Origin of the sequence: Sinorhizobium numidicum (assembly GCF_029892045.1) — a bacterium.
In the GTDB taxonomy this organism is placed as follows: domain Bacteria; phylum Pseudomonadota; class Alphaproteobacteria; order Rhizobiales; family Rhizobiaceae; genus Sinorhizobium; species Sinorhizobium numidicum.
Window position 1 is genome coordinate 559008 of the sequence record NZ_CP120367.1, and the last position, 17726, is coordinate 576733.

16 protein-coding genes and 3 pseudogenes are annotated in these 17726 nt (G+C 59.9%); 9 read left to right on the forward strand and 10 right to left on the reverse strand.

Annotation, left to right across the window (positions count from 1 at the left end; genetic code table 11):
* Positions 1 to 341: 341 nt before the first annotated feature.
* Positions 342 to 2657: an acetamidase/formamidase family protein gene (locus PYH37_RS02735; protein ID WP_280731909.1), complete on the reverse strand. Its 2316-nt coding sequence runs from the start codon at positions 2655 to 2657 to the stop codon at positions 342 to 344.
* A gap of 314 nt (positions 2658 to 2971) precedes the next feature.
* On the opposite strand from PYH37_RS02735, the gene PYH37_RS02740 reads away from it, so the two are divergent.
* Both PYH37_RS02740 and PYH37_RS02745 read left to right on the forward strand, forming a co-directional pair.
* Positions 2972 to 4423, forward strand: a complete 1452-nt coding sequence (locus tag PYH37_RS02740) for an acetamidase/formamidase family protein (protein ID WP_280731910.1) — start codon at positions 2972 to 2974, stop codon at positions 4421 to 4423.
* Positions 4424 to 4661: 238 nt separating this feature from the next.
* A complete protein-coding gene (locus PYH37_RS02745; RefSeq protein WP_280731911.1) occupies positions 4662 to 4973 on the forward strand; it encodes a copper chaperone in 312 nt (103 codons plus the stop codon).
* A 187-nt stretch (positions 4974 to 5160) separates the two neighbouring features.
* On the opposite strand, the gene PYH37_RS02750 is transcribed toward PYH37_RS02745, so the two are convergent.
* The 3 genes and pseudogenes from PYH37_RS02750 to PYH37_RS32180 all read right to left on the reverse strand — a co-directional run.
* Positions 5161 to 5397: a hypothetical protein gene (locus PYH37_RS02750; RefSeq protein ID WP_280731912.1), complete on the reverse strand. Its 237-nt coding sequence runs from the start codon at positions 5395 to 5397 to the stop codon at positions 5161 to 5163.
* Positions 5394 to 5597: a hypothetical protein gene (locus tag PYH37_RS02755; RefSeq protein WP_280731913.1), complete on the reverse strand. Its 204-nt coding sequence runs from the start codon at positions 5595 to 5597 to the stop codon at positions 5394 to 5396. Before PYH37_RS02755 ends, PYH37_RS02750 begins: the two co-directional genes overlap by 4 nt.
* A gap of 1233 nt (positions 5598 to 6830) precedes the next feature.
* Positions 6831 to 7001, reverse strand: a pseudogene (locus PYH37_RS32180) (chemotaxis protein CheB); the annotation flags it as partial.
* Positions 7002 to 7336: 335 nt separating this feature from the next.
* On the opposite strand from PYH37_RS32180, the gene PYH37_RS02765 reads away from it, so the two are divergent.
* Complete coding sequence (locus PYH37_RS02765) at positions 7337 to 7606, forward strand: DUF982 domain-containing protein (protein WP_280732508.1); 270 nt, start codon at positions 7337 to 7339, stop codon at positions 7604 to 7606.
* Positions 7607 to 7756: 150 nt separating this feature from the next.
* Here PYH37_RS02765 and PYH37_RS02770 read toward each other — a convergent pair whose 3' ends face one another.
* Positions 7757 to 10006 carry a putative bifunctional diguanylate cyclase/phosphodiesterase gene (locus tag PYH37_RS02770; protein WP_280731914.1) on the reverse strand — a complete coding sequence of 750 codons (2250 nt, stop codon included), beginning with the start codon at positions 10004 to 10006 and terminating at the stop codon, positions 7757 to 7759.
* Between the two features lie 432 nt (positions 10007 to 10438).
* Here PYH37_RS02770 and PYH37_RS02775 point away from each other — a divergent pair, with 432 nt between their 5' ends.
* Entirely contained in the window at positions 10439 to 10759 is a 321-nt protein-coding gene (locus tag PYH37_RS02775; RefSeq protein WP_280731915.1) for a phosphoglycerate kinase, read from the forward strand.
* A 95-nt stretch (positions 10760 to 10854) separates the two neighbouring features.
* Positions 10855 to 11076, forward strand: coding sequence for a trypsin-like peptidase domain-containing protein (locus PYH37_RS32365; RefSeq protein WP_425336071.1), 222 nt, complete (start codon positions 10855 to 10857; stop codon positions 11074 to 11076).
* Here the strand turns inward: PYH37_RS32365 and PYH37_RS02780 are convergent.
* Positions 11049 to 11522, reverse strand: a pseudogene (locus PYH37_RS02780) (hypothetical protein); the annotation flags it as partial. The gene PYH37_RS32365 and the pseudogene PYH37_RS02780 overlap by 28 nt on opposite strands.
* 237 nt (positions 11523 to 11759) lie before the next feature.
* Positions 11760 to 12203, reverse strand: a complete 444-nt coding sequence (locus tag PYH37_RS02785; RefSeq protein WP_280731916.1) for an SRPBCC family protein — start codon at positions 12201 to 12203, stop codon at positions 11760 to 11762.
* 603 nt (positions 12204 to 12806) lie between these two features.
* Here PYH37_RS02785 and PYH37_RS02790 point away from each other — a divergent pair.
* Together PYH37_RS02790 and PYH37_RS02795 are read left to right on the forward strand one after the other, a co-directional pair.
* Positions 12807 to 13873: pseudogene (locus PYH37_RS02790) on the forward strand (IS110 family RNA-guided transposase).
* Between the two features lie 49 nt (positions 13874 to 13922).
* Entirely contained in the window at positions 13923 to 14966 is a 1044-nt protein-coding gene (locus PYH37_RS02795) for an IS110 family RNA-guided transposase (RefSeq protein ID WP_280731917.1), read from the forward strand.
* 630 nt (positions 14967 to 15596) lie between these two features.
* Here PYH37_RS02795 and PYH37_RS02800 read toward each other — a convergent pair.
* From PYH37_RS02800 to PYH37_RS02810, 3 genes are all read right to left on the reverse strand, one after another.
* Positions 15597 to 15941 carry a VapC50 family PIN domain-containing toxin gene (locus PYH37_RS02800; RefSeq protein WP_280731918.1) on the reverse strand — a complete coding sequence of 115 codons (345 nt, stop codon included), beginning with the start codon at positions 15939 to 15941 and terminating at the stop codon, positions 15597 to 15599.
* A gap of 12 nt (positions 15942 to 15953) precedes the next feature.
* Positions 15954 to 16166, reverse strand: a complete 213-nt coding sequence (locus tag PYH37_RS02805; protein WP_280731919.1) for a hypothetical protein — start codon at positions 16164 to 16166, stop codon at positions 15954 to 15956.
* Positions 16167 to 16264: 98 nt separating this feature from the next.
* Entirely contained in the window at positions 16265 to 16723 is a 459-nt protein-coding gene (locus PYH37_RS02810) for a helix-turn-helix domain-containing protein (RefSeq protein WP_280731920.1), read from the reverse strand.
* A gap of 251 nt (positions 16724 to 16974) precedes the next feature.
* Here PYH37_RS02810 and PYH37_RS02815 point away from each other — a divergent pair, with 251 nt between their 5' ends.
* Positions 16975 to 17196 (forward strand): hypothetical protein, encoded by a 222-nt coding sequence (locus PYH37_RS02815; RefSeq protein ID WP_280731921.1) that lies wholly within the window; start codon positions 16975 to 16977, stop codon positions 17194 to 17196.
* Between the two features lie 188 nt (positions 17197 to 17384).
* Positions 17385 to 17726: an SAM domain-containing protein gene (locus PYH37_RS32370; RefSeq protein WP_425336072.1), complete on the forward strand. Its 342-nt coding sequence runs from the start codon at positions 17385 to 17387 to the stop codon at positions 17724 to 17726.

Below are 17726 nucleotides of genomic sequence, written 5' to 3' on the forward strand. Positions count from 1 at the left end.
GAAGATGATCAGCGGCAGCTCTGTGTCGACACGAGACTTTCGCAGCGTCACGAGCAGAGGTCCGGTAGCGGCACGAAAGCTCTAGCGAGCGTGTTCCCGATCTGTGCTCGATAGATCGCATTATCAAGGGGAACCGCGCGCTGGGTTCGGCACTATGCGCCAGAGACGAAGAAGCGGCTGCGCTGACATGGAAGCGGCCGTTGAGGCGGTGCTAGAGCGGGTCGATGAGAGATAGTGAAAGTCAAAGGCAAATGGGGGTGTCGGGCCTGGCGCTACAGCAGCACCAGCGCAGGCAGCACTGCGCTGTGCTCAGTTCGCAGGCGGCTCGAAAAGGTGGGCGGTCAGGGGCGAGCGGTACGCTGGCTGTGGTGTCGCTCCCCGAACACGGCCCTGTTGATCGTGGCGTGCACGCCGAAATTTCCGTCGGCGACTTGCGTGATGCCGAAGTCGGCGGCGAGCGACATGATGCTCAGCACCTCGTCCTCCGTGAGATCGTATGTTTGCATGATGAATCGGCGCGTCTGGCGGAAGGCGTTGCGCAGCGCCAAATCGATGGTGGATTTCTTGTAAACGTCCGACTGTGCGTTGCTGCCCAGGTCCTTGAGATAGTTGGGGTGGCTGAAGCTCTGTATCACCCAGCTGTGCTGGGTTTCTATGAGCGGCGAGTTAAGACCGCGCAGGAAAGCCGGGCATGCGTCGCCCGCCTTATGCAGCTTTATCACGATGTCGCCCGTCAGCGAACACTCAAGCCCCGTGCCGTTGATCTCGCCGTCCGCCTGCGCGAAATGTCCATCGCCGAGCGAGAGCAGTGCGCCCTGAACCGCAACGGGCAAATAAAGCTTCGCACCGGCTCCAATCCTCCAATTGTCGACATTGCCGCCGAAATAGCCCGGCGGAATGGAATCGACCAGGTCGGCCTCGCGCGGAGCCACCGCGATGCACCCGAAATGCATGCGCGCCGGTATGAGCACGCCGCTTCCACTCAAGTCGCGATGCGAAACCTTGCTGTGGTCGACGGGCACGCCAGGATAGTCGATCGTCTCGTGGACAACGCCGAAGGGGTCGGTCTGCGGCTGCCATTCGTAGCTGTATAGCGGCCGCGCGGTGGCCGGGCACTGCATGTCGATCTCGAAGATAGTCACCGTTTCGCGTTTGACCTCCCGGTCCAGAAGGTCGTGATACTGAAACCCCCACCATGCCGATACGTTCGATGCAAAGGCCTTGCCGGGGAAGGCAGCGCTTGGCCTTGGCCGAATATCGACGAACTCGATCTCGAGCACGTCGCCCGGCTCGGCGCCGCGCACATAGATCGGACCGGTCATGATGTGAACGCCGAATCCCTCGCCGGTGCCGCGCCCGAAGATCGACGCGTTGGCCGGACCGGCACCGCGACGGTCGACGCGCTTGTGTTCGGGTGACCAATCGAACACGCTTTCGGCCCCGCTATCACCTGCCACCATCCGCTGCCAGTCGTCGCCGGCGTGCTGAGTGAGTGTCTCGACGGTGACTATATCGCCCGAATCGACGCGTAACACCGGCGGCAGCGAGCGGCTGAAAAAGCCCCAATGCACGGTCTCCGCTGTTGCTGGCAAATGCCAATGATCCGTGCGTTCGCGCGCTCTTACCGTTGGCGGCCGATCCATAGGGGCCTGGAGCATTGGGGCAGCCCGCGCCGCCGCCATCTTGCGGCCGTCAGGTTTGCCGCGCAGCAGATAAGCTTCCTCCGTCTGCGCCCTAGCGCGCCTCGCTTGCGTGGGACTCATTCCAAACGTCGCGCTGAAAACGCGGCTGAAATGCGATTGATCGCGAAAGCCCCAGCGCTGGCCGATCGCGGCGACGCTTTCATGTGCATGGTTGGGATCCGCCAGGTCTATGCGGCAATGCTCGAGGCGCTGCTGGCGCACATAATCGGAGAAGCTTCCGCCGCGCCCCTCGAACAGTTTCTGTGCGTAACGGACGGAAAGCCCTTCTAGTCTAGCGATGCCTGCCAAGGCGAGCTCCGGGTCGGACAGCCGCGCGTCGATCGCCGCCGCGACGCGCCTGAAATGCGCCGCTTGCACACCGGTCAGGCTGCCAGCGGGCTCGCGCACCTCGCCGAGCAGGGCGCTTGCCACGAGCTCCGTCAAGGCCACCTCGGCCGCGGTCAGATCGGCTGCACCGGAAGTCTCGAGATTTGAGCCCAGCGTTCGCAATCCGGACTTCGCGACCGCAGCGACGACGGTGCTGCCCAGCACTTTCGGCAAGCGAATGCCGCTGCGGCCAAGGCGTGCCTCCAGCGGACCGGCGGCCGCCTGAAGCAGGAACGCGCGGAAGTCGCTGCGAAAGGTCAACGACCAGTCGTCGGCCGTGCCCAGCACCATCATGTCGCCGTCAGCGAGATCGAACGCCTGTTGCGAGGCGACAAGGCGCCCGCGCCCGGCAACGATAAGAGCGAAGAGGATCCCGTGGCTTCGGCGCATCGGCACGATGCGCTGCGGTGTGCCGGAGACGTCGGCGAGGCGCGTGGTGGCGTTCGCTGCCCGCAGGCGCATTGTGCCTCTCGGGATCGGCTGATCGTCGACAGACGCGGAAAGGGAAAGCTCCCCGAACCAGTCGAGCCACGCCCTATGACGTTGATCGAGGGGCAGATGGTCGATCGATCGCGGAGCCGCAAACATATGAAGAGGGTCCTTGTTGTTCCGCGACACGTGACGTCCATCGGGCGCCCGTCGGCCGCAGATCGAGTATATCGCGACGCCGGCTACAGTATTTGTGCGCATGCGAACAATCTCTTGACTTTATCCGGTCAACAGGCGGAGCTCAAGCTTGCACAATGTTACCGGCGTTCTCATAACGCGTTGAATTAGCGCGCGTTTTTGAGGTGGCCACCGCGACGTATTGATTTTCGTGGCCGTTTCGCTGGATTGCCGGTGGCGCCTGTGGTGCATAACATCGCGCATATTCCTTCCAACAAAAAACAAGGGGACTGTTCATGTGCAAAGGCGATGATGTCAGCTGTCCGCATTTCGAACTTCACTACAAGAAGTTGAAGCAAGATCTAAATGCCGAGCGTCGCGGCTTTCTGAAGGGTGGCCTGTTCGCGGCCAGCGGACTGGCCACGCTGGGCGCCGGTGGCATCTCGCTGGTCACACCGGCACTGGCGCAGGCCACGACATCGAAGCTGCCTGCCCAACGCGCCTATCACTATTTGCCGGCCAACGCCGAGACTGTGCATTGGGGCTACTTCAGCAAATCACTGAAGCCGCGCATCGAGGTCAATTCCGGCGACATCGTCACGATCGAGTCGCTCACCCACCATGCGGGCGATGACCTGGAGCGCATGGTTGAGGGCGACGAGGGTGCAGAGAGCGTCTATCTCTGGACGAAAGAGAAGAAGGGCGTCGACCGCCGCGGTGCCGGCCCTACCGACCCGGCAAAGTACAAGAAAGGCTCTGGTGAGGGGCAGGGCGTGCACATCATGACCGGCCCAGTCTATGTCCGCGACGCGGAGCCAGGCGACATACTGGAGGTGCGGATTCTCGATTGCGAGCCGCGTCCGTCCGGCAATCCCAAGTTCGGCGGCAAGTCATATGGCTCCAACGCGGCGGCCAATTGGGGCTTCCACTATAACGACCTCCTTGGCGGCACCAAGCGCGAGGTCGTCACCATCTACGAGGTCGACATCGCCAGCGGCAAGAGCTGGGCCGAAGCGGTGTACAATTTCCAATGGGTGCCGCAGACCGATCCGTTCGGCGTCAAGCATGACACGATCGACTACCCTGGTGTTCCCGTCGACCATAGCCTGACCAAACGGAACTACGATGTGCTGAAGGGGGTGAGACTGCCTATTCGCCCGCATTTCGGCACGATCGGGCTGGCGCCGAAGGAAGCGGACGTCGTAGACACCATCCCGCCGAGTTACACCGGCGGCAACATCGACAACTGGCGCATCGGCAAGGGCGCCACGATGTATTATCCGGTCTCGGTCGACGGCGCGCTGCTCTCGGTCGGTGATCCCCATGCCAGCCAAGGCGACAGCGAATTGTGCGGCACGGCGATCGAATGCTCGCTCACCGGTACGTTCCAGCTCATCTTGCACAAGAAAGCGGACCTTGCCGGCACACCGCTCGAGGAGCTCAACTACCCCATGCTCGAGACGCAAACCGACTGGCTCGTGCACGGGTTTTCCTACGCCAACTACCTCGAGGAACTGGGACCGAGCGCTCAGAGCGACATCTATTCCAAGTCGTCTGTCGACAGAGCGCTGCGCGATGCGTTCCGGAAAATGCGCCATTTCCTCATGAAAACCAAAGGACTAACAGAGGACGAGGCGATTTCGCTGATGTCGATCGGAGTGGACTTCGGCATCACCCAGGTCGTTGATGGAAACTGGGGGGTGCATGCGGTGGTGAAGAAGGACATCTTCGCCGCACGTGCCGCGTGAGATGTGTTTGGTAGGGGCGACCAAATCTCGCACCACATGAGCTGGAAGGAAGTCGGGAGTCGAGCGAGGTTTTGTTGGTAGCCCCGGTCAATCTGATTGCGATTTGCCGGGATGGAATGGCCTTTGAAGCTACGGGGGTGGTTTCGCAGCGAACGTCAGAGCCGTCTTTCTTGGCCGTTTCGGCGCTGCTCTTCGCCGCCAGCGCGGCAGTCACCATCGTCTGGAGCGCGCCCATGTCATGGATGGGCGGGATGCCGATGCCTGGCACGGCTGGACGATGTCGATGACGTGGATGCGGATGCCCGGACAGACATGGTCCGCTGCCGCGGCATCGTTCCTCGGCATGTGGCTTGTGAAGATGATGATGGCAATGATGCTGCCGTCCCTGGTGCCGATGCTGCGGCGCTACCGCCAAGCCGTCGCCAATGCGGGCGAAATACGGCTCGGCCGGCTGACCACGCTCGAGGGCGAGCTTGCAATCGTCACTGGGGCAGCCATCAGCGAAGACCAGACACTCCGCGCGCGCCCAAGCAACGGGCGGACTTTTTGAGGCGACTTTTACCCAAGCGGCCCATTGGTACACTCGCGAAAGTCGCGAGCGACGGTCCATAGCTCTAAAAGGATGTATCGTACCAATTAGCTTGTGCTGTAGAACGCCCAGGCAACCAGCGGAGGGTTTTATAGATCAAGGCGGGGCTATGCGCTTTTGCTTTGCGTCCGTGAACTGACCGGATGAGTCAATCCTTTTTGCCGCCCTTCACGACCCGCAAACCTGCCGCTTTAAGCCGCCCTTGAACGATTCCCATGCCTGCGTCAATCCGGTTCATGCTGGCTGCCAAGGCGCGCGCCATGCTCTCACTTAGACCATTGTCGCGGACACTGTGCCAGACGACGGGGCGACCCGTTTCGGTGTCAACGACGTTCCAGCTACCGTTCTCGTTTTGCTGGATCGTGTAGCGCGGCGTCTCGCTCACAACAGCTGGTCTCGCTCTGGTTTGCCCTTTGCACGCCTGCGTTCGTCTAGCAGGTTGAGCAACTCGTTTAGATCGTCCGCCGCGTATAGCTGCAAGCCAGTCTGCAGCACGCCTTCCCAACGTGCGGGCATTCCAGTGAAGCGATCGATCACGCTCCACAGTCCGTTGCCGTCATCCTTCAATTCATATCGCTTGGCCATGCCGGCATTTTAGCGCACGCTCAAATGCCGCGCTAGGCGTCATGAACTATCGGGAAGGCTCATCGAGCGGGTGGGTTTCTTCGATGACGTTTTTGCCGTGCGCCCAATAACGCGCGGACTTGCGAAAGGCCGCAATGGTTCATAAGTCTTTGTAAAGGTGGCCTGAGGCAGGCGGCCTTCTGCGAGAAATTCTCAAAGCAGCAGCTTGAAGAAAATCGGCCACGAAAAGAGCCCGACGGTATGAGAGACCAGCGGGCTCATAGAGTTAAAGGGCCAATAATGTGGCTATCCTTCATGCACAGTTTCGGTGGATTTCGAATAAGCTATTGATACTAAATCCACTACATTCCAAGTCGCACAATATAAAGCGCTGACACGGCAATACGACCCTAAGTCGCTCCATGCGAAAATCGCTCAATACTTAAAGGGTGTGCCCGCGCAGGCAGGATATTACACTTATAGGTGGATGACGCAATGCATTTTTAGGGGTTTTTCGGCGGTTTGGTGTAAATCATTGTAGCGCAATCGCATTAGTAGCTCAGTGTTGTTGCGGAGTTCAGGATTCGTTCGGTCTCGACGCTTGATTTTTTGGACAGCTCCACCCACTCCGCGACATTCCAGATTAACAAAAAAGAGGCCCTCTCCGGTGGGGGAGAGGGCCGAGACTGGATGTGATCATGCGAGCTTATAGTAGTGCTCTCTTTTTCGTTGTCTAGGTGATGGGCGTCGTTCGTCTGGTGGCCTGATCTTCGACGACACGACAACGCATGGCGCGACCAAGGCGCGAAGCTGAAGCCGCGTCTATCCAAACGCAGCATGCTGACCACTGGGGGGGCCGGTAAGGCTGAGTAGTGACTAAGCGGCAGAGGGGGAACTTTCCTTTTGCCGCAGCGTTTGAATATATCGCTCTCTCGGCGGAGGCGAAAGATTTAGGAGTGCCCGTCGATCGACGGGCACCTTTTTTATGACACCCGATCCTGTCGTTGGCGCCTGGATCGCACCAGCGCGGAGCCCGTCGATAGCTCTAAAGGCGTATATGGCAGCATATTAGCTTGTGCTGTGTTATGGATCAGGAAAGATCAGAGCTGCAGCCCTCGCGGAGCGATGAGGATCGGCGTGAGTTTCTGAAAAGTTGCGGACGTTCGCAGCGGTCACTCCTCCGCTGGTGACGATGCTGCTCTCAACCAGCCTCACATCCTCCTTGATGGTGAGGATCGCGTTCTCCGGCATCACGTAGACATGGTTTGGCTCGGTCGGGATCCCGTCTTCGGCGACGAGTACCGGCATTTCTGTATAGCGGCTCACCACCTCGTTGAGGAGGCTCTGACGTTGCGGATTCAGATGGGTTACGATGACGAAGGCCATCTCTGGCCGTGCCGGCAGCCCCCGGAAGAAGCCTTCCACGGCAGGAATACCACCAGCCGATGCCCCTATGCCGACGATGGGTAACGTTGCCGTTCGGATAATATCGTCATCGTTTCCTGCTGCGCAGATGACCTAAACAAGCTTATCATCATAGGGTGAAGCGCCACCCTGCGCCCGCAACGACGTCCAGGCAACTACCCTGAATGTCGACTTCGTCGCCGTGAAAGGATTCGTGTCCGTGACCAGGAGTGACGAATCACTTATTTTGGGAACGACTTCGATGGGTTGGCGGTTCTGCATACGGCCTTTCAGGAGGTCCGAAAATGAAAGAAGTGCCATGGCACGTTCCACTGTCGGTGACGCTGCAAAACGGTATGAAGCGACGGTTCTGCGGCCCTTACGACGCACTTGATTTCCTCGAGAACGAATGGCCGATGCATCGCACGCAGCAGGTCCGGGCCGTCCGAGCCTGTCGCGCCGCTTTGCATCACCCGCAATATTCTGATTGGGCAAGAAATTCCTTCGTAGCCGCATGCATTGAAGCGTCCTTCGCCTGCAGCGACGTCTTGGAACGAGCCAAGCCGTCCCGGCCGGATTTTACATCAGCCTCCGGTCGATTGGGGGCTGGGCCGGTAAAGCGGTAAAGCCCCGGCGGTACTAACGGTATTTCACGTCCTCGCGCCACCTCGATCCAGGAAAAACGGGCAAGATCCGCGGGGACGACCGCAGGGATGTCTTGCTCACGTGACTAGCTAGGGAAACGTCCAGATTCCATTGCAGAACGCCTCTCTGATTCAGCGACTGCTCTGGCTCGCGAGACCGCCAGATTCGGCTTCGCAATAAAGAGCGGTAACTGCGTCGGCACTGACTGGCCTGCTAAATAGATATCCCTGGAGTTCGTCGCAGCCGGACAACCGCACAGCCGTGGCCTGCTGTTCAGTCTCTATACCCTCGGCGGTGACGGGAATTTGCAGAGCATTGGCAAGAGCAACCGTTGCCTGAAGCACGGCGCCGGCATTATGGTCGAGGTCCAGCGCCGTCACCAAAGAGCGATCCACTTTTATACGGTCGAACCCAAAGCGCCGGAGTGATCCGATGCTGGCGTATCCAGAGCCAAAATCGTCTAGCGCAACTTTGACACCGATTTTCTTCAAGCCATCGATCGCCCGACGCGCCTGTTCTGGATTGGAAATCAGAACACCCTCCGTCACCTCAACCGTCAATCGACGCGGATCAAAATCCGCAGCTTTGATCGCTTCTTGGACCTGCGAGACGAAGCGCGGGTTCTTCAGCTGCAGCGGCGAAACGTTGACCCCGAGACTGAGCCTCGGCCATGCGGTGGCGGCGTGCAGGGACGTCCGCAAGACCTGCATTCCCAGCAGATCAATCATTCCCGCGCGCTCTGCGAGGGGGATGAATACATCCGGAGAAATTGCAGTACCAGCCTCTTTACGCCATCGCGCCAAAGCCTCCACGCCGGTGACCGCGCCCGACTGTGCATCGATCAGCGGCTGGAACATAACCGACATACCGTCATTCAACAGCGTGGCTCGCAGCTGACTCTCTAGTTCAGACTGTTGGAGGGCATCATCGTCAAAGCTGTCGTCGAAGTCGATGGTCATGCCGCGGCCAAGGTCCTTGGCTCGGTAAAGGGCGATGTCGGCGCGGCGCATGAGCTCGCCGGTCTCCACGGCACCTCGCTCAGAGACCGCGACGCCTATACTGCAGCCGATTTCGATCGACCGTCCGTCAATCTCGAATAGGCTGGCCAAGGCCTCTTGAAGCCGTCCCCCGAAGCTAGGGAGAAGCTCAGCACCGAGCTCATCGACGGTCACTACGGCGAATTCGTCGCCGCCAAGGCGCGCAGCAAACGCATCCTTCGGCAAAGCGTCCCGCAGCCGGTGGGCAACGGCGACGATCAGGGCGTCTCCGACGGCATGCCCCCAGGTGTCGTTGACGGCTTTGAAGCCGTCCAGATCGATGAAATGGAGCTTCACCTGCTTCTCGTTCAGTCGAGCCCAGTCGGACGCGGCAGCAACGTTCTCAAGCAGTCCGGCGCGGTTCAAGAGGCCCGTCAGAGGGTCATGCAATGCACGTAGGCGCGAAGAGTGTTCGCTTTTCCGCAAATTGTGAACCGTTGTGCCACCGGCTACCCCAATGCCGCAGAGAAACAGGATCAGGATGGCGCCTGCTGTTCGCAGATCCCCATCGACTTTCTCGTAACTTTTGGTCCCTGGTGCCATCGAGGGCCAGGTGAAAAAGGCAACGTCCTTAGAGGACACGCCTGTCAACGCGACGGCCAATCGCCCTGCAGCAGGCTTCGAAGCAAGACGCAGGCCGGCAATTGCAAAACTGTCGGACACCTCGGCCACCACGGCCGGGGTGATCAGCTTTGCGAAGACAAGCACATAGAAACGTCGCGAATCGAGCGCGTCGTCACTTTCGAACGGTTGGATTGCGGCCGCGCCGATCAGCTCAGTTCCCGCGGGGGAGCGCGCGAAATGCACGGGAACTGCATCGGACATCCTCGCGCGCCTCGCCGCGTCGATCAATCCTTCGAAGTCGTCAAAGAATTCGCTCGGCGGGACGTCCATCGGAGCGCCTTTGCGGTACGCAACGACCGGAAGATTCCGGCTATCGACGACGATCGCCGTGTCATACAAAGGGTAGTCGGCGGTGGTCGAGGCCCAGTTTTCGATGATCCAGTCGATGCGTGTTTCGGCGTTCACCTGGGCATAGGCATCATCCCAGTACGCGTTGTCCCGCAAGGTCGCCGCCATTTGCTTGCGAAGCGCGTGCACCGCTCCCGATGTTGCTTGCAGGGCTCTTTGATCATCGATTGCATCTGCGGTTGTGGTGATCGTCGCGATCGAGCCCGCAACCAGTCCGGCGAGGGCGGCTGCGACCAGAATGAAAACGGCGGCGACGAGCAGAACCAGTAACTGGGTGCGCCGATTTTCCGAAACTGTATTCCTGTGCATGGAGATACCTGCGGGGATGGCTCTATGAATTCCTCGGATAACCGGGGACGCAGGAGGCATCATGCCCGCAGTGCGCTGCGAATAGAGAGTATATGCTGCGGCCCTAATGGAGGCTTAACATCCCGCGGTTGGCACAGATGATCGCATGTTTTCTAGGCCCAGCCCGCAGGAAGCAAGCCAATCGCCTGTTCGCTGTTCAGCCGCGAGGCGGCTGGAGAATCGTTGCCGTTGCGCCGCTCATCCTCGTCGGCGTCCTTGCGCAGGATGGCAGCCGTCGGTGCAGGACGAGGCCGGTCCCAGGCTTCCTTTGCCTTACAGTCCCTCCGGTTTCTCGCGTCCCTGCCGCGCGGCATCTTGCCGTCAATGACCTGCCCGCACCAGCCTTCGGGGGCGGGACGCCCCGGCGATGGCCCGTGTTGGCCATGACGGCGGCGGCCGCTGCCGTCCGGCCTTTCACGCCGCGTCCTTCGGACCGAGCAATGAAAGGAGAAAATCATGGGACTCGACATGTACGCCTGCACTCTTCGCGAGTCGCCCGGCCGGCGCAAGCATCCGAACTTTCACGGCAGGATGGAACAGCTCTACCGCGAGAAGGGCGGCAATGACGCGAATTTCAATTGCGTCATTCTTCAGCTGACTGCCGAGGATCTCGATCGCCTGGAAACAGCGATCCATGATCGCAGCCTGCCGCCGACCGAAGGCTTCTTCTTCGGCGTGTCCGAGGGCAGCGAAGTCGACGATGATCTCGCTTTTGTCGCCAAGGCCCGCGAAGCGCTCGCGGCCGGCCTAGCTGTCTTCTACACATCCTGGTGGTAGTCACCCGGCGCCGGGACGGTTAGTCCGTCCCGGTTTCCGCCATCGGGCGGTATCATGCCACCTTTTCTACGGCTAAAGGAGTACCTGAGTGGCCGATGGCGACGCTCCCGGTCGCAGATGAGGATCAACGGGTGTACGTGATCGGACGTCCACTCGGGGGCGAGCTCAGCTTTTCTCTTCAGGACAACCAACTCCTGGACCACGAAGGTTCGACCAGCGGCAAGCCGACGATCTCCGGGCGGGTTCTCTTGCATTACCGAGCTCCTACCGAACCGGGAAGTTCCGGCAGTCAGTATTTTCGGCTGATTGGGATGTGATCGGTATCCACCATGCGGGGGCGGACTTCATGCCAAAGTTGAACGGGAAGGCCGACGCGCGCAAGGTCAGCGGCGGCCTGATCGAGAATGGAAGTCTCGCGGAAGTTCCAGGCCTGCCGCCAGGACTGAATCGTCGCAGTCGGAGCTGACCTCAGCATCTTCGCGACGGCAGCTCGGGCCCCTGCTTCGCGCCCAAGACGCATATAGGCAATAGCTAATAGCAACGGAGCGTCGGCGAATTCTGCGGCCTTCAGCACCTCAACCGCGTCTTCGTTTTTGCCAAGCACGATAAAGGTGGCACCTCGCACGTAGTTAATGAACCAGTCCAATCCGGGGTCCCGCGCGGCCGCGGCGTCGGTCAGTTCCAGCGCCTTTTCGGGCTGACCGGCCGACAGGAAAATATTTCCCGCGTCCGTGAGGGTGAAGGCATTGTATGGTGCTGCCGCGAGCACCGCCCGGCGAACGCGCGCCGGCTGGCCAGGGTTGATAGCCGCCGGGGTAACATCCCGCCTGCGGAGTCGCGTCTTCGCATAGATAGGATTAACCAATTTCCCGGAACGGCGCAGTCGCGCCAATGCCCGAGCGTCTGCCAAATCGGAGATGCGAGTTGGAAAGCGCCGACGTCGGATCGCGGAGGTCGAGCACGCGATCAGATGCCGGCGGCTTTGCTCGATCCTGATGCGCTATTGATTGATCTCAGGCTCGACGAGCCGTGCCAGGTTTCGTAACGACTCCTGCCAACCGAGATAACAAGCCTCGGGTGGAATGACGTCCGGCACGCCTGCCTGCACGATATCCAGTTCGGTACCGATCGATACTTTCTTCAACGTCACAGTAACCTGCATCTCGCCGGGCAGGTTGGGGTCGTCGAATTTGTCCGTGTAGCGCAGGCGTTCGCCCGGGACGAGCTCGACATATTCGCCGCCAAACGCGTGGCTTTCGTCCGTTGTGAAGTTCCGGAAGGACATTTTGAACGTGCCGCCGACTTTTGGCTGCAGATGATGCACAGTGCAGGCGAAGCCGTTGGGCGGAAGCCATTTCGCGAGCGCGTCGGCCTCGAGGAACGCGCGATAGACTTTCTCTGGACTGGTTGCCAGAACGCGGTGCAAGCGTACGGTGTTGGGCATAATCGTTTATCCTTATGAGTTTACGACGGATCCGATGAAGTGCCGATCCATGCGCCGAGGACGAACGAGGCTTCGCTAGTCCGACACGGGACCTCAGATTTCTTGCAAACTGCGAGCTACACTCAGATTAGCTTATCGTGATGGCGAAAATTGACAGTCCGCGCTCCTATGCCGCCACTGCTTGGGTCGTCAAAGGGCGAGTGCCTGAGCGATAGCCCAGGTATCGCTCTCTGCTGAGCACGGCCAGGTGAGTCGCCGTCCTTCGAGGAAGGCCTCAAGGTGGCAAGTTCAGCTCGGGACCAGGAGCACCGGTGCGCCCCATTGTTCGGTTTCAGGAAGATTGGCCTAGGAAGGCCAGCATTGGGCTCAATCGAGCCATTCATCCGCCGGGAGGCCAATGACTCCGACGCGTCGAGAGTAGCCGTTCCTACGCGGGCCCCAGGCGCGAACCCCGGGGGGGGGAACGTTCCCCTTTGTGCTGAAAAGATGGTGTAACGGGCGGAACCCGGCCCGGCAGGTTTGAAGGGCCGGTGGTCGTCCCTGACAATGATGGTGTCGCGGAGTCAGGAGTGGCCTGCTCCATAGCAGCACGGAGAGACGACCATGAAGCAGTATGCCGGCATCGACGTATCACTGGAAGACGCCAGTGTGTGCGTGGTGGATGCGGATGGCCGCATTGTGCGGGAAGCAAAGATCCTCAGCGAAGCCGATGCGCTGATCGCCTGGTTCGGCGCGCACGGCGTGGCGATGGAGCGCATTGGTCTGGAGGCCGGCCCTTTGTCGCAGTGGCTCGATGCCGGGATGGTGAAAGCAGGTCTTTCTGTCGAGCTGATCGAGACGCGCCACGTGCGTGCAGCCTTTAAGACGATGCCGGTGAAGACCGACAAGAAGGACGCGCGGGGCATTGCGCAGTTGATGCGGCTTGGCTGGTTCAGACCGGTCCACTGCAAATCTCTTGCCGCCCAGGAGGTGCGGGCTCTGCTGACCGCCCGCAAGCTCATTTCGGGCAAGCTTCACGACATCGAGATGAGCCTCCGGGGCATCCTGCGCGGCTTCGGCCTCAAGGTCGGGGCGACGACGCGGCGCACTTACGTGGGGCGCGCATCCGCGCGCTGATTGCAGGCCATTCGACCCTGGAAGCGATCGCGACGGCCCTGCTGAAGGTGCGCGACGCGCTTGTGCATGAATTTGCAGGTTTTGAGCGCAAGCTGCGTGCCATCGCCCGCCAGGATGAGAACGCACAGCGGCTGATGACGACGCCAGGCGTTGGCGTCCTGGTGGCGCTGACGTTTGTCGCGGCCGTCGACGCGCCGGAGCGATTTCGCTCCTCACGCGCGGTGGGGCCGCACTTCGGATTGACGCCGAAGAAATATCAATCGGGCGACACCGATCAGAGCGGTCGCATCTCGAAGATCGGCGACGGCAGCGTGCGCACCGCGCTCTACGAGGCGGCCAACGTCATCCTGACGCGACCGGTCAAAGGTTCCGATCTGAAGGGCTGGGCGTTGGCGGTCGCCAGACGTGCCGGTCCCAGAAAGGCGCGCGTGGCGCTGGCCCGCAAGCTGGCGGTGGTGTTGCATTGCCTGCTCAGGGACAGAACATGGGGTAATCGCGGCGCGACCGCCCCAAGCAGATGCTATCGGGGGTGGTTGCTCCCGATAAGATGGTGAAACGGGCTCACGATGGGAAACCGGGCCCAACATCAGATGGAGAGCAACCATGGACCAGTATATTGGGCTTGATGTTTCATTGAAAGACACAGCAATCTCGGTTCGGGAGGACGGCAAGCGGATCTGGCGGGGAAAGTGCCCTTCGGACCCAACGCTTCTGGCCGAGCTTATCCGCAAGCACGCGCCGCACGCCAGGCGCGTCGTCTTCGAAACGGGGCCGCTGTCGACGTGGTTCTACCATGCCCTGACGGCCGAAGGGGCTCCGGCGATCTGCATTGAAGCGCGGCACGCGCAAAAGGTATTGAACGAGACACTCAACAAGACCGATGCCAATGATGCCGATGGTCTGGCGCAGCTCGCAGAAGCCGGCTTTTACAAAGCGGTTCGGGTCAAGTCGTTTGACGCTATGCTGACCCGCGCGTTGGTGGCGGCCCGCAATCAGCTCCTGAATCTCTCAACCCAACTCGGCAATCAGATCCGCGGTGTCATGAAGACCTTCGGCCTTATCGTACCCAAAGGCACAGGTCGGGTTTTTGATACCCATGTTCGAGAGCTCCTGGAGAGGCAAACTTCTCTGGCACAGATCATTTTGCCCTTGCTTGATGCGTGGCACAATATTCGCAAGCGTGCGGCCATTCTTGACCGTCAGCTCATTGCAGCGGCGCGGCAGAGCCCGGCTACGAAGTTGTTGATGACAGTTCCAGGTATCGGCGCCATTACGGCGGTCTCTTACATCGCCGCCATCGAGGATCCGGAAAACTTCCGAACTTCGCGCTCGGTTGGCGCCTGGCTCGGGCTGACCACCCGCCGCTATCAGTCGGGCGAAGTCGATTATGACGGCCATATCTCACGCAGAGGCGACAACCGGCTGCGCGGGCTGCTTTACGAAGCGGCGACAACGCTGCTGACGAGAACCAGTGCCAGAACTGAGAGCAGTCTCAAGAATTGGGGACTTAAGCTGCGCGAGCGGCTTGGCTTTAAGCGGGCGGCTGTGGCCGTCGCCCGCAAACTCGCGGTTATCATGCATACCATGCTCAAGACGGGAGAAACCTTCAATCCTTCAGCCGGCACCAACGCATTAATGAAGGTCTGACAGCCGATTACTCTCCGCGCATCACCTTTCTGGCGCGACAAGGCGTCCCTGTCGTGGACGTAGGTCTGGCCATTCCGTGAAGTTGGCGGCAGCTCCCAGAGACTGCGCGCAGAACATAGGAAGACCTTGCCTGCGAAGACCATCATGCGGCGGGCTTGTACCGACCGCGAAGACAACCCTGTTCCCGACATACGATTGCTCTCACGTCAAAATGGAGCGCTGGGCGACGACTAAGAACATGAATGCGCCATATGACGTTGCCGAATCCGTGCCGCGCTGGCATTCGGAGCTCATCGCGCATACTCAAACGCGATTGACTCGTGAGCCGCGATCAGACAACCAACTTCATTGCGCATAAGGGAGCGCCAGCCCTGGCGGCTTGATCGGGAGGAGACGACAAGGCAGGCTTTCGGACGGGCACCGCCATCCGCCCTCCGCAGCAAGGTCCCTTCGCCGGGACGATGGATGGGTTAGGCCGCTATGCGATCAGCAGCCCGCGGTGACTGCGCCGCTAAAGCTTGGCCAACCGGTCCTCAGCAGACCCCATAGAGCAGCGGCAAAGCGCCGACTGCGGACAGAAGCAAGCCCTCGGCGAGGGATTAAGCGCACAAGGGATTGACGCAAAGCCCGTTACAGAAGATCGCATAATGGATCATTGGGAACACAACGATGATTGTGTGCCGTGCGCCGGCCGCAGCGGGAGGTGAGGGCACGGCGTAGTCCCCGGTCAAAGCGAAAGAAATGGGGCTGCAGCACGTCCACCGTTTCAGTGAGGCCGTTCGCTTCCATGTCTAGAAGCAGAACAGCGGCAGTTTTCTCGGGTTTTTTGAAGCGTTCTCTCATTCGCCGAATCGCCGCTACCGCTCTACCAGTGTCCAAGGCAACTGTATCAGCAATGAAGGCATCAGCCGACCGCGCTTCAAGATTCAGACGGCCGAGAAATGCTTCCGGGAAGTCCTTCAGATTATCGGTCACAATGGTAGCGGCCTATGTCTTCAGAGCGGCCGCAACTACATGCGCATCGTTTTGGTCGGGGAGACCATCGCAAGCGGAGAGAAACTGATCGAAGTCAGCAACCATCGCTTCCTCAAATGCCGCCTCCATGCCTGCTCGCGCACGCGATGCTCTCTCAGAGGCGTCGGCGACGCCCTTATCTGCTAAGATTTTCTCAATGGCTTTCTGCGCCTCTTCGAGGACCATTGCGGACCAGCGAGGCGGAAAAATTCCGCCTCCGCAAGGGTCAGCACCGGCGAGTGTGCAGGCATCGATGAAGGCCGTGAAGCGATTAGCGAACAAGCTTAGAGATACTCCGAGTCTAGCTCGGCAAGATCCGCAAGGGCCTTACTCCGTTTCTCGTCTCGTTCCTTCTTGTACTTAAAAAGATGGTCCGCCTGGATCCTTCGATGCCGCCCAACAAGCGTGTGTTCGATTTCTCCCTTGTCGAGAAGAGAAATGAGGAATGGGCGCGATACATTGAGAATGTCGGCCGCTTGCTGTGTCGTCAGCATTTTGCTGACAGGGACGAGAGTGACCGCGTCGCCTTTGCCGATGTGACGCAGCAGCTCCATTAGGAGACTGGACAATGCTGGCGTAAGCGTGATCTCAGTTGGCTGCTGCGCCTCATCGTCCAGCACACGCAGTTTTGCGTCACCTGTAACATGGGCCGCCAGTAATTTTCGCAGCTGGTTTGCGGCAGTTTTTTCAAAGGCAGACGGCAGGCGCCCGCCAAGTTCCTGGGCTGCTGCTGGGATTGTCATTTACATACCCTCCGTTGAAAACAACTCCTACTCCATATTCGCAATAAACGAATCCGTCGAAGGCGCATCCAGTTCCGTAAGTTTGGGCTGCGAACTGCGCCGAAAGCGCCCCCACTGTTGGTCGACGCCTGGGTTCCGATTAGCTTGGTGCTGAAAACGTTCCAGCGCTCAATGGGACAAAGTGGCGATCGCGCACTGGAACACATGGTTGCCTAACGGCTTACCTCTGTTGAACAGAAAGGAAGCGATCGATGAAGGAATTCATAAGAAGCCTGGCGGCTGAACTGGCCCCGGTCTGGATGATGCAGCAGAAACCGCGACGCGAAGGCGAACCGCCTTCACCGGCGCCCGGTCGTGAGCCAAATCCGGGTGACGGGCTCGGCAAGAAACCAGCTCCGGAGCCCGAAACTATTCCACCACTTGATCCAGACGAGCAGGATCGGCCGATCACGCCAGTGCCCCCGGTTCGGTGATTCATTTCCGGGTGCGTGAGGCTTGGCAAGGCCGACTGGATATCAATTCCGACAGCGGCGAGCGATTTGGCCCGTCTGCCCCCGATCGGAACGAACCAATAGTCCCATGGGCCAGTTTGCGGCAGACCCAGCGCGCTCGCTCGTGTATATTTCAGTGTTGGCAACCCGTGAGATCCTGAAATGGGAACGTGGTAAGCGTTACGGCGTGGCTGCTCCGTCTGGGGCTCGGCAAGTATGAGCAGGCCTTCCGCAATAATGATATTGATGCGAGCCTGCTTCCAACCCTGACTGACGATGACCTGCGGGAGCTCGGCGTAGTGTCGCTCGGCCACCGAAAACAGAAGTCGCCGCCATCGCAGAACTTGACAGACCGGCCAACGCGCCGCCGATGGTCGCATCAGCCATTTCTGAAGCAGAGCGGCGACAGCTTACCGTCATGTTCGTTGATCTGGTTGGTTCGACGGCTCTATCATCGCGTCGCGATCCTGAGGATATGCGTCAGGTCCTGCACGCATAACAAAATGCTGTGA